The 12,151-nt window shown below is 67.0% G+C and carries 9 protein-coding genes; 1 reads left to right on the plus strand and 8 read right to left on the minus strand.

All coding sequences use genetic code 11. The annotated features are described in order from the left end of the window. Nucleotides 1-9: 9 nt before the first annotated feature. Nucleotides 10-2,076, minus strand: coding sequence for a metallophosphoesterase (locus tag ACMG4O_RS00415; protein ID WP_414434160.1), 2,067 nt, complete (start codon nt 2,074-2,076; stop codon nt 10-12). Further along, nucleotides 2,073-3,821, minus strand: coding sequence for an alkaline phosphatase D family protein (locus ACMG4O_RS00420; RefSeq protein ID WP_414434161.1), 1,749 nt, complete (start codon nt 3,819-3,821; stop codon nt 2,073-2,075). Before ACMG4O_RS00420 ends, ACMG4O_RS00415 begins: the two co-directional genes overlap by 4 nt. Before the next feature lie 527 nt (nt 3,822-4,348). On the opposite strand from ACMG4O_RS00420, the gene ACMG4O_RS00425 reads away from it, so the two are divergent. Continuing rightward, nucleotides 4,349-4,969, plus strand: coding sequence for a YbhB/YbcL family Raf kinase inhibitor-like protein (locus tag ACMG4O_RS00425; protein WP_214012374.1), 621 nt, complete (start codon nt 4,349-4,351; stop codon nt 4,967-4,969). A 272-nt stretch (nt 4,970-5,241) separates the two neighbouring features. On the opposite strand, the gene bioD is transcribed toward ACMG4O_RS00425, so the two are convergent. The 6 genes from bioD to ACMG4O_RS00455 all read right to left on the minus strand — a co-directional run bounded on the left by bioD (nt 5,242) and on the right by ACMG4O_RS00455 (nt 12,126). Further along, nucleotides 5,242-5,898 carry a dethiobiotin synthase gene (bioD, locus tag ACMG4O_RS00430; protein ID WP_414434162.1) on the minus strand — a complete coding sequence of 219 codons (657 nt, stop codon included), beginning with the start codon at nt 5,896-5,898 and terminating at the stop codon, nt 5,242-5,244. Then, a complete protein-coding gene (locus ACMG4O_RS00435) occupies nt 5,891-6,709 on the minus strand; it encodes a malonyl-ACP O-methyltransferase (protein ID WP_414434163.1) in 819 nt (272 codons plus the stop codon). Before ACMG4O_RS00435 ends, bioD begins: the two co-directional genes overlap by 8 nt. Next, nucleotides 6,672-7,490 (minus strand): pimeloyl-ACP methyl ester esterase BioH, encoded by an 819-nt coding sequence (bioH, locus tag ACMG4O_RS00440; RefSeq protein ID WP_194854927.1) that lies wholly within the window; start codon nt 7,488-7,490, stop codon nt 6,672-6,674. The genes ACMG4O_RS00435 and bioH overlap by 38 nt, the downstream gene beginning before the upstream one ends. Continuing rightward, the gene (gene bioF / locus ACMG4O_RS00445) at nt 7,478-8,635 is read right to left on the minus strand and encodes an 8-amino-7-oxononanoate synthase (protein WP_414434164.1); all 1,158 of its coding nucleotides are present in this window, start codon (nt 8,633-8,635) and stop codon (nt 7,478-7,480) included. The genes bioH and bioF overlap by 13 nt, the downstream gene beginning before the upstream one ends. A gap of 19 nt (nt 8,636-8,654) precedes the next feature. Next, nucleotides 8,655-9,824 (minus strand): biotin synthase BioB, encoded by a 1,170-nt coding sequence (gene bioB, locus ACMG4O_RS00450; protein WP_194854929.1) that lies wholly within the window; start codon nt 9,822-9,824, stop codon nt 8,655-8,657. Between the two features lie 109 nt (nt 9,825-9,933). Beyond that, complete coding sequence (locus ACMG4O_RS00455; RefSeq protein WP_414434165.1) at nt 9,934-12,126, minus strand: TonB-dependent siderophore receptor; 2,193 nt, start codon at nt 12,124-12,126, stop codon at nt 9,934-9,936. Between the last annotated feature and the right edge of the window lie 25 nt (nt 12,127-12,151).

A 12,151-nucleotide genomic window follows, 5' to 3' on the forward strand; every position in this document is an offset into this window, starting at 1 on the left:
GACCGGCCGCTAGAGAAAGCCGAGCAGTCCGGAGAGCAGGTTGGTGACCGGCGAGAGCAGGTCCAGCAAACCGCTGAGCGGGCTCAAGCCCCCATCCAGCTGCTCGGTGATTTCCCGGGTGAGAAACGCCAGCGCGGTGGACACCAGGTTGCCGGGCAGCGTGGCCTGGTCGACGCTCTCCAGCCACAGCACGTCTTCGACCACCTGCTCCAGCACCAGCTGAATGGTGCCCACCAGTTGCTCGCCGGTGGCGCTGGTGTCGAGCAGCACCAACTGTTCCAGGGTGTTGGCCAGACCCAGCGACACGCTGGAAAGCACCTTGGTGAGACCGGACAATACCGGCACGTCCGGGGTCTGCTCGTCGACGCCGTCGACGATGTTGTCCAGGTTGCGCGCCAGCTGCACCAGCGGGCCGGCCAGGAACGCCACGTCCTGCAGGGTGCCGGAGGACTCGCCTTCGAAATCGGCGCTGTTGCCGAACCCTTCGCTGAGCGCCTGGAAAGCACCGCCAAGCTGGTCAAACGGCGCCGGCAACACACTGGTGTCGATCGCTTCCAGCTGCTGGGACGCCGCCAGCGCGCCCTGAAACGCCTGGCTCATATCGGCGTCGTCACCGCCGGAGATCGCCGCCGCGGCGCCGTCGAGGGCGCTGAACAGCGTATCCAGCCCGGCCAGAATTTGCGCCGCCACTTCCTGTTGCGGCCCCTCCGGCAGGCCCGCCATGGCCTGGTTGAACCCGGAGATCAGTTGATCGCGGAACGCCTGCAAGGGGCCGCTGAAGTCCGCGTCGAAGCCGTCCGGCAGCGGCAGCGGGAAGGCCTCGCCGCTGGTGAAGATATCGCTTGAAAAATCGTTGCTGGCCGGGATGCCGGCGGCGGGCTGCTTGTCGTAGCAGCGCTGATAGGCCGGGGTGGCCTGGCCGGCGTCCAGCACGCCCAGCCCCTCGACGCCCGGCTCCACCACATAGGCTTCCAGGCACAGCCGCGCCGGCGTGCCGGCCTGGCTGTCCGCCTCCACCGCTTCCATCCAGAAGAAACCGTACACATCGCCAATCTGGAACGACGCCTGGTTGCGCTCCGGGTCGTCCAGGCTGCGCGTCTTGCTGGCGGCGCCGCTGACCACGAACTCGGTGCGGCCGCACTCGGGGACCGCGTCGAGCACCTGCAGATCGTGGTCGTGGCCGGCGAAGAAGAAATCGGTCTTGTCGCAGACCGCTTCTTCCATGAACGCCCGCCAGCGGTCGCCCGCCAGCACCGGCAGGATTTCGCTGGGCACGCCGTCGTAGTTACCGGCGTTGCCGTGGGTACCGTTGGAAAGATACGGGTGGTGCGCCAGGCCGATCTTGAACTCCGCCTGGGAGCCGCCGATGGCGCTCACCGCCCAGTTCAGCTGGTTGATGCCGTAGGTGTGGTAGGCGTAATCCAGGTCCGCGTCGGCGAAGCCGCCGGCGATCGGGTTGGAGTCCAGGGCGAACAGCGACACCAGCGGCGCGCCGCTCTCGGTCTCGCCGGCGTCCTGCTGAAAGTAGCGGTCCGGCATGATCCAGCGGTCCGACAGACGGCCGTCGAAGTAGGTGTAGTCCACCTGGAATTCACCGCGCGCGTTGCCGGCGCCGTCGCCGCCCACGTAGGCGGTGTTGTCGTGGTTGCCCAGCACCAGATAGAACGGCAGGTCCACCGGCTCGAACGGCAGCTCGAATTTCTCTTCGAACTGCGGGTCGTCGACGCTGGTGACACCGGACTCGTAAATGTTGTCACCGAGGCCGACCACGAAATCACAGCCGGCCCGCTCGGGGTCGTTTTCCGCGCCCAGTTTCGCGGCACAGATGTCCGCCATCGCCTGGCCGACCGCGTAGGCGCCGTCCGAGCCGCTGCCGGAATCACCGATGGTCAGGAAGCGCACCCGCTCCAGCACCGTGGGCTCCGGTTCCGGCTCCGGGTCCACCGGTGTTTCCGGCTCCTCGGGCTCATTGGGCTGCGGTGTGGGGCCCCCGTCGCTGCCGCTGTCGCCGCCGCAGGCGGCCAGGGTCAGGCCCAGGGCGGCGGCCAGCGCCAGTCGTTGGATTGTCCAGTTCATGCCATCTCCTCCGTGGATGCGCTCGCCGGTGCCGGCGGGTGGAACAGTGCGGTGCGCAGGGTGCGCGGGCGCGAGGGCCGCAGGCCTTCTTCGCGCAGCCGGCTGTCACCGCTGTACACCGCCACCAATTTGGTTTTGCTTTCGTCGATCTGCCCGCGCAGGTCGAAGGACTCGATGTCGCGGGCGTAATAGAACTCCGCCTGGGCACGCTGGTGGTTCACGTCCATCAGAATGAAACCGCGCGATTTGGCTTCCACGTAGCGGATGTGCGGGTTGACCACCGGCACGGCGACGCCGGCCAGCTCCGCCGCGCCTTCCGGAAAGCCCGGGCTGGTCACCGCCGGGGTGACGAATTCCGCGGCCAGGGGCGCGTCAAACAGGTCGCCGAGCAAGGTGCCCGGATTGCGATAGATTTCGCTGGCCCAGGAGGTATGGATATCGCCGGTGAGGATCACCACGTTGTCGATGTTGTTGTCGTCCAGGTGGTTGAGAATCTTCAAGCGGTCCGCGGCGTAGCCGTCCCACTGATCCATGTTGATGGCCGACAGATTGCCGCGCAGTTGCGGCGCGTGCTCGTTGAGCGAAGGAATCTCGGCGATGTTGAGCTGGGCGAACATCACCTGCTGGCCGATGAACCGCCAGCGGGCGGTGGACGCGCTCAGGCCGTCCAGCAGCCACTGCATCTGGGTGTCGCTGATCAAACGCCGCTCCGGGTCGTTGCGGGCCGGGTCGAAGGGCAACGACAGGGGCTCGTCGCGGCCCTCCAGGCGGGTGTCCAGCATGCTCAGGTCGATCAGGTCGCCGAACTGGAAGCGCCGGTAAATGGTGGCGAAATCGCCGGGGTTCTGTTCGCGGATCGGCATCCATTCGAAATACACCCGGCGGGCGATGTTCTTGCGCGTCTCCCAGTCGCCTTCGGTGAGCGGCTGATGGTTCTCGGCGCCGTCCTGGTAGCTGTCGTTGGTGCTTTCGTGGTCGTCCCAGATCACGATCATCGGGTATTGCTGGTGCACCGCCTGCAGGTCCACGTCGCCCTTGTACTGGGCGTGGCGCTGGCGGTAGTCCTCCAGGGTCACCATTTCGTGGGGCGGCTGCGGGTCCCGGTCGGGCACGTCGCCGTACTCGCCGATGCCGTATTCATACAGGTAGTCGCCCAGGTGCAGCACGAAATCCAGGTCGCCGTGCTCGGCCAGGGTCTTGTAGACGGAAAAATAGCCGTGGGAAATATTGGCGCAGGAGACCACCGCGAACCGGGCCCGGTCCACGTAGCGGTCCGCCGCCGGCAAGGTGCGGGTGCGGCCGATGGGCGAGCGCTGGTCCGCCACGCTGAACCGGTAGTAATACCAGCGCCCCGCTTCCAGCCCGGTGGCGTCCTGTTTGACGCAGAAATCGTGCTCGGCGTCGGCCCGGGTCTCGAAGCGCGCCACCGGATCCAACAGCGCCGCGTCCCGGGCCACCGTGACGGTCACCGGTATCGGGCCCGACGTCTCCTCCCGAGGGGTAACGCGGGTCCACAGCATCACCCGGTCGGCGAGCGGATCACCGGACGCCACCCCGTGGGAAAAGTCCACCCGCGGAACCCGGGGCTCCGAGGGCGCCGGGGTCTCCGGCGTTTCCGGTTGATTGGGCGCCGCCGAGGACGGCGGCGGCGAATCGGATGAACTCCCCCCGCCACAACCGGCTACCCAGGTGGCGGCACTGCCCACGGCCATGGCCTGTACCAGACGACGACGCTTGCGATCCATACCCCGATCTCCCTAGGGCCTGTTCACACTACTTGCATCGCGCCTGCTGGATGCCCTTTTTGCTTCCAGCTAGGCGGAGGGAGCGCCGTTTGGTCATTCCAAATAAGCGACCGACAACGACGCCGGGGGCAAAAAGGGCTCCAGCCCTTCGGGTTGCGGCTAAAAAACCACCCCTCCGCGTTGCTCGTCGTTTATTTGGAGTCACCAAACTTCTCTCCTCGCGCCTTGATGGGTGGCTTTTTAGCCGCAACAGGCGCGATGCAAGTAGTGTGAACAGGCCCTGAATAAAGAATGAAGGCAAAGCGTAAGCAGGAAGTTGCACTTAAACAGTTGCACGGCCGTACTAAACTGTTGCGCTCTGTAAAACCCTGTAAACGCCCAGCGAAGATTGACAAGGCGATGACAGGCGCGCGGCCGTTGCGTGAAATCGAAGGCGCACGGGGCTTGAATTACCGGTGCCGGAGACGCAATGCTGGGGGTAGGCCGTATTGTAGAGACGGCACTTTTAAGCCAATCAGGAGGAGAGCATGCGCATTACTGTGGAAGGCGTGAACGAAGGCCAGCCGATTCCCGGCCCGTTCGCATTCGCGGTACCCGATCCCAAAGAACACATGAGCCTGAGCGACAACCGCAACCCCAAGGTGGTGTGGGACGGTGTACCGGAAGGCACCCGTGGCTTCGCCCTGCTGGTGGTGGACCCGGACGCGCCCACCGATGCCTCCGACGTGAACCAGGACGGCAAAACCGTGCCCGCGGATCTGCCCCGGGCGGATTTCTACCACTGGGTTCTGGTGGATATTCCCGCCGACGTGCGGCAGATCGATGAAGGCGAGGACGCCGACGGCGTGGTGCCGCGCGGCAAGGAGATCGGGCAAACCGCGAAAGGCATTCGCGGCGCCAACGACTACACCGACTTCCTGGCCGGCGACCCGGACATGAAAGGCGTCTATGGCGGCTATGACGGCCCCTGCCCGCCCTGGAACGACGAGCGGCTGCACCACTACACCTTCACCGTCTACGCGCTGGACGTGACGTCCCTGGGCCTGAGCGGTGAAATTCGCGGCCCCCAGGTGGTGGAAGCCATGCAGGGCCACATTCTCGACCAGGCCAGCGTGACCGGCACCTACACCCTGAACCCCAACGTCTAGCCGCAAGCCAGGGCATGGCAAGAGCCCGTGGGAGCGGGCCTTGCCCGCGAAAGGGGCGAAGCCCCGGCAGGATTCCAGAGACCTCGTTAACGATGGCGCCGACAATACGCCTCTGGTATCCCGCCGGGTGGCCAGGGCCACCCTTTCGCGGGCAAGGCCCGCTCCCACAAGGGGCACCGACCCCGCCTCTGCTGCACCCTGAATCCTGCATCGCCCCGCTAGCGGCAAGGCCTTTGCTCTAGCACGGCTTGCTTGCGGCTTGAAGCGTGCATCTATACGACCGTGAACGCCCCTGGCAAATGCTGCCGCAGGGTGATCAGGTTTTCTTCCCGCACGTCCATATCCCCGAAGCAATTGGCCACCGTGCCCGTATAGCGCAGCCCGTCCGCCTGGATCGCCTCGGCGGTGAGCAGCGCATGGCTGATGCAGCCGAGCTTCATGCCCACCACCTGGATCACCGGCAGATTCAGCTCCACCGCCAAGGCAGACAGCATTTCCCGGTCGTTGAGCGGCACCCGCCAGCCGCCGGCGCCCTCCACCAGCACCAGATCCGCCGGATGGCTGCTCAGGGCACCGCGCACATAGCCGGCCAGTTGCGACAGGCTGATCCGCCGCCCCTCCTGCCGGGCGGCGATGTGCGGCGCGATGGCCGCTTTCAGCGCCACCGGGTTGACCACGTCATAGGGCAGCGCCAGCGACGACGACGCCATCAGATTCACGGCGTCCTCGTTGCGCAGCCCGTCGGCGGTCTCCTCACAGCCGGCGGCGATCGGCTTGAGCCCATAGCAGCTCAGGCCCGCCTCCCGGGCCCGTTCCAGCAGCCGGCAGCTGACCCAGGTTTTGCCCACCTCGGTGTCGGTGCCGGTGATAAAGAACACGCCCTTGAGAGCGGGCAGCGGGGGACGTTCGGGGGAAGGGGTATCAGCCATGGGGTTCCTTGATTGCTTCTACGAACAGCACGTCCCAGGTGAGCGGCAGCCCGGCCGGCTGGCGGCGTGCTTCGTAGGCGTCGCACAGGGCCCGCCAGGCCGCTTTGCCGGTGAGGCCGGTAGCGCCGCCCTGCACATGGTCGACGCCGGTGGCCTTGAAGGCCCGGACCAGGGTTCTCACGTCCGGATAGTGCTCGGTGAACGCCATCCGCCGCCATTGCTGGGGGAACAGGCCGGCGCCCTCGAGCGCCCGGCGCCAGTCGGTCTCCGCCGGCAGACGGTTCAGGCGCGGGCGGCGGGTGCCGTCGGCGGCGGCCCAGCTGTCGCGCAGTTCGTGCAGCGAGCCGGCCAGCGGCACCGCCAGCAACAGGTGGCCGCTGGGCACCAGCACGCGGGCCGCTTCCGCCATGGCCCGCGCCGGCAGGCACCATTGCAACGCGAAGCTGGAATACACCAGCCCCAGGCCGGCGTCGGCCAGCGGCAGTCTTTCCGCGTCCGCGCACAGCGGCTGGAAGCGCTCGCCGGTGCGCCCACGCGCCCGGGCCTCCGCCAACATCGACGGCGACAGGTCCACCGCCAGCCAGCGGCTGTCCGGCCAGCGGCTCTGCTGACGCCGGGCCAGGGGCGCGGTGGCGCAGCCCAGCTCCAGGGCGCGGCTGTCGGGCAGCTCCTCCGGCGCCATGTCCAGCAGGCTGAGCGCGCAGGCCAGCTGCAGGCCGGCGTGGGCGTCGTAGCTGGGCGCGGCGCGACCGAAACGGTCGCTCACCGCCGCCTTATCCATCAATGAGCTGGTGTCGGCGATAGAAGTCATAAACGGCCCGGGTAAAGGTATCGGGGGCGGACAGGAACGGCACATGGGCGACCTGCTCGATCAGCGCGGTGTCGCCGCGCTCGTTCAGCAGCGGCTCGACCGCGGCCATGGCCGCCGCCGGCACGATGTTGTCGCGCGCGCCGAAGATCATACGCAGCGGCACTTCCAGCGCCGCCAGGTCGCCGCGCAGGTCGGTGTCGCGCAGAATCGCGAGCCCTTCGCGCAGCGCCCGGTGGGCGGGCAGCCCGCAGAAGTAGAGAATCTCCTTAAGCCGCGCCACGTCCTGGCGCATGCTCTCGGCACCCTTGCAGTTGAGCGCCAGGAAGCGCACCAGGGTGCCTTCATAATCCTCGCGGCACATCTGCTCGAAGGCGTTGAAGATGTCCGGCTTCATCGCCGCCGGCCAGTCGTCGGCGGCGGTGAAGCGCGGCGTGGTGGCCACCGTGACCACCGATTGCACCCGGTCCGGGTGATCCAGCGCCAGCCGCAGCGCCACCAGCCCGCCCAGGGACCAACCCAGCAGATGGGCGCGCGCCGGCATCACCGCGGCCACCTGGTCGGCCAGGAAGTCCAGGGTGTAGGGGTCATTGGGCAGCGGGCTCTGCCCCATCCCCGGCAGGTCCACCACCGTGACCCGGAAGCGTTCCAGCAGCGCCGGCACGATGTCGTCGAAGACGATGGCGTGCAGGCCCCAGCCGTGGATCAGCACGATGTCCCGGGCCTGGTCGTCGCTGACGCCGGTGGCCTTGTAGGTGTTGTGGAAAGGAATCAGACGCGGCATGCATTGTCCTCCAGGGCGCCCAGCAGACGGTCCACGTCCGCCTCCCGGTGCGCGGCGGAAAGGGTGACGCGCAGGCGAGCCTGGCCCTCCGGCACGGTGGGCGGGCGGATCGCGGACACCAGCACGCCGTGCGCCGCCAGGGCGCGGCTCAGCGCCAGCGCGGCGCCGTCGTCGCCGATCAGGATCGGCTGAATGGGGGTGTCGGAATCCATCAACGTATAGCCCAACTCGGCGGCGCCACAGCGGAACCGCTGGATCAGGGCGTTCAGATGCGCCCGGCGCTGCGGTTCACGGCGCGCCTTGTCCAGGCTCACCAGGGTGGCGGCGGCCACGGCGGCGGGCATGGCGGTGGTGTAGACATAGGTGCGGGCGAACTGGATCAGGGTTTCGATCAGTTCGTTGGAGCCGGCCACAAAGGCGCCGGCGGTGCCCAGCGCCTTGCCGAGGGTGCCCATGTAGACCGGCACCCGCCCATTGACCCCCTGCGCGAACGCGGTGCCCCGGCCCTGGCCGTCCAGCACGCCCAGGCCGTGGGCGTCGTCCACCATCAACCAGGCATCGCCCGCTTCGCAGGCGTCCAGATAGGCGGCCAGCGGCGCCTGGTCGCCGTCCATGCTGAACACACCGTCGGTGACCACCAGCTTGCGCCCGGCGTCGCTGCGCGCCAGTTGCCCGGCCAGGGCGGCGGCATCGTTGTGGGCGAAGCGCCGGAAGCGGGCGCCGCTGAGCAGGCCCGCGTCCAGCAGGGAGGCGTGGTTAAGGCGGTCCTGGAACAGGGCGTCGCCCTTGCCGACCAGGGCGGTAATGGCGCCGATATTGGCCATGTAGCCGGTGGAGAACAGCAGCGCCCGCTCGCGGCCGGTGTGCGCCGCCAGGGCCTCTTCCAGCTGCTGGTGCGGACGCTGGTGGCCGCACACCAGGTGGGAGGCGCCGCTGCCCACGCCCCAGCGGTCGGCGGCGTCGCGGAACGCCGCCACCACCTCCGGGTCGCCGGCCAGGCCCAGGTAGTCGTTGGCGCAGAAGTTCAGGTGTTCGCGGCCGTCCACCATCGCGGTGCGGCCACAGGGGCCGTCCATCAGCGTCGGCTGGCGGAAGCGCTGCCGGGCGCGCCGTTCGTCCAGGCGCGCCGTGAGATCGAAAGCCAAGGGGGTGACTCCGCGCGGTTCAGGCGTCCAGCTTCCGGTGGGCAGGGCGGCCGGTGTCCTTGTCCAGCACGTGCTTGGCGCCGCGCCGGCTCTGCCCGCTGTACGCCAGCGCATCGTGGTACAAGCCGCTCTGCGCCGCTTCGTTCTCCGCCACTTGCTGGCGCAGCGCTTCCTCGTGGGCCTCGTCGGAGGCTTCGTGGCGCGGGTCCAGGGAATGGATGCCCAGGCGCTGGAACAGCTGATGGTCGTGGGTGGCTTCCGGGTTGTCGGTGGTCAGCAGACGCTCGCCGTAGAACATGGAGTTGGCGCCGGCCATGAAGCACAGGGCCTGGGCCTCGTCGTTCATCTCCTGGCGCCCGGCGGCCAGCCGCACATAGGACTTGGGCATCAGAATCCGCGCCACCGCCACGGTGCGCACGAACTCGAACGGGTCCAGATCGTCCACGTCGGACAGCGGCGTGCCTTCGATCTTCACCAGCATGTTGATCGGCACCGACTCCGGATGCTCCGGCAGGTTGGCCAGCTGTTGCAGCAGGCCGACCCGGTCGTTGCGGTTCTCACCCATGCCGACGATGCCGCCGCAGCACACCTTCATGCCGGCGTCGCGCACATTGGCCAGGGTGGTCAGGCGGTCGCTGTAGGTACGGGTGGTGATCACCTGGCCGTAGTATTCCGGCGAGGTGTCCAGGTTATGGTTGTAGTAGTCCAGGCCGGCCTCGGCCAGGCTCTGTGCCTGCCCCTCGTCGAGCATGCCCAGGGTCATGCAGGTTTCCAGCCCCAGGGATTTCACCTGGCGCACCATGTCCAGCACATAGGGCATGTCCTTGGCGCGCGGGCTGCGCCAGGCCGCCCCCATGCAGAAGCGCGAAGCGCCTTTTTCCTTGGCGGCGCGCGCCTCTTCCAGCACCCGCTCCACTTCCAGCAGCTTCTCTTTTTCCAGCTCGGTGTTGTAGTGGCCGGACTGGGAGCAGTACTTGCAGTCTTCCGGGCAGGCGCCGGTCTTGATCGACAGCAGCGTGCTGACCTGCACCGCGTTGGGATCGAAGTGCTGGCGGTGCACGGAGGCGGCCCGGAACAGCAGGTCGTTGAACGGCAGGGTGAATAGCGCCTCGATTTCACCGCGGTGCCAATCGTGGCGTACGGCGTTCGGGGCGGCGTCGGACAGGGGCGTGGCGGCGGCTACAGTCATGATGAAATCTCTCTGAACAGTCCGCATCAGACTAGCAGCGCGCCGGCCCCTGTCAACTTCCAAGAAGTAACAAGGTTAACCAATGATCACTTATTAACCAGTTATGCTCCTAAAAGTTGTAGTTGAGCTTGAGACTGTATTGACGGGCGTCGCCGTAGTAGCCGCCGTTATAGAAGCCCAGGTTGTTGTAGTACTTCTCGTCGGTGAGGTTGCTGACATTGGCGGTCACCGCCAGGGCCGGGCTGAAGCGGTAGCGGGCCATCAGGTCCACCAGGGTGTAGCTGTCCTGGACGAATTTGTATTGGCCACTCTGGCCCGGGCGGTCCACGAAGGCGTAGATCCGGTTTTGCCAGGCCACGCCGGCGCCGACCGTCAGGCCGTCAAACCGGCCGCTCAACCGGTAGCGGGTGGACAGGCGCACCATCTCCTCCGGGGAGGTGGTGTTCAGCTCGTCGCCGTCCGGGTCCTCGGTGACCCGGTGGGTGTAGCCGGCCAGCATCTGCCAGCGCGGCAGAATCTCGCCGGAGGCGGTCAGCTCGAAGCCGTTGGTCTGGGCGCCGTCCACGGCCCGGTAGGCCTCGGAATTGGGCGGTCCGCCGGGGATCGGCTGGCCGGTGCCCTCGGCCAGGTTGTCCTGATCGACGCGGAACACCGCGACGCTGGTGTTCAAGCGGCCGTCGCGGAACTCGCTCTTCAGACCCGCCTCGTAACTGTTGCCCTCTTCCGGATCGAGTATCCGGTTGTTCAGGTCCCGCTGGGTTTGTGGCTGGAAGATGCTGGTGTAGCTGGCGTAGACGGAGTGCCGGTCGGTGAGGTCGTACACCACGCCGGAGAAGGGCACCACTTCCCCGTTTTCCTGGTAGCGCTCGGCGAAGTCTCCGCTCCAGTTGAAGCCGCCCCGGTCGACGCGCCAATCCACCACGCGGGCGCCGGTGATCACCGCCAGATCGTCGGTGGGTTTAAAGCGGGCGGTGGCGTACAGGCCGGTCTGTGAGGCGCGCTCGTTTTCGTCGGTGTTGATATCCCCCCACAGCGGCTTGGCCCGGTCGCCGTCCCAGGTAAAGAGATTGTCCAGAGTGCTGTCGAAGTTCACCGAGGGCTGCCCGATGTAGTCGACCTTGCTGCGCGAATAGCTGGCGCCGACGATCAGCTCATGGTGCCGGCCGAACAGTTCAAAGGGCCCGTTGGCGTAGGCATCGAAGGTATGCTGCTTCTTGTCCTCCAGATAGCGGCCGGACCAGAACGTGAGCCCGCTGCCGTCGCGGTTCAGGGTGCCGCCGCCGGCGGAGGCCAGCTGGGCGTCGTAGTTGTTTTCCTGGTAAGTGTAGGCCAGCTTGCTGTACCAGCCGCTGCTGAACTGGTGCTCCAGATTGACGAAGGCGGTGCGGGCTTCCTGGGCCCAGCTGCTCCAGTCGGTGGCCGGGTTGGTGTCCCGGTCCAGATCGGCGATGCCGCCGTCGCTGTAGAACAGCGGCACGCCGCCCCAGGTGGAGCCTTCCGGGTCGTAGTCCATGGAATCCACGCCCAGGGTGATCATGGTGTCCTCGGACAGGTCCGCCTCGATAACGCCGTAGAACACCTGCTTTTCATTCTCGTAATGATCGAGAAAAGACTCGCCCTGCTGGTAAGCGGTGACGAAGCGGCCGCGTACCCGGCCGTCTTCGGTCAGCGGGCCGCCCAGGTCCAGCTCGCCCCGGTAGCCGTCCCAGCTGTTGGCTGAAAGGCCCGCCTGGCCGGCGAATTCCCGGGTGGGTTTCTTGCGCACCAGGTTGATGGTGGCGGACGGGTTGCCGATGCCGTGCAGCAGGCCGCTGGCGCCGCGCAGCACTTCGATGCGGTCGTAGATAAAGGTGTCCGCGTGGGCGCTCTGCTTGCCCAGGGTGCTGCTGCGCATGGACGGCATGCCGTCATAGAGAAAATTGGTGATCTCGAAGCCGCGGGCGCTGAAGGTGAGCCGTTCGGTGTCCTGGGCGTTGACGGTGACCCCGGGGGTCCGCTGCATCACCTCGGCGACGCTGTTGAGGTCGAAGTCCTCCATCTGCTCACGGGTGATCACGGTCACCGACTGGGGCGTTTCCCGGGGCGAGAGCACCATGCGGGTGGCGGTGTTGCTGGCGCCGCTGGTGTAGCTGCCGGACCCTTCCGTGATCATGCCGGCGTCATAGCCGTCCACCGAAGTGCCGACCACGTCGACGGCGTCCAGCTCGTGGGTGTCATCGGTATCGTCGTCGGCGGCGTACAGGTTGGCGCTACCGGCCAGGATCAGACAGATGGAGAGGCGGGTAAAACGTAACGCAGACATAGCAGTCCCCCAGTTGGTGTTTTCG

The organism is Alloalcanivorax venustensis (assembly GCF_047495515.1).
GTDB classification, from domain to species: Bacteria; Pseudomonadota; Gammaproteobacteria; order Pseudomonadales; family Alcanivoracaceae; genus Alloalcanivorax; species Alloalcanivorax venustensis.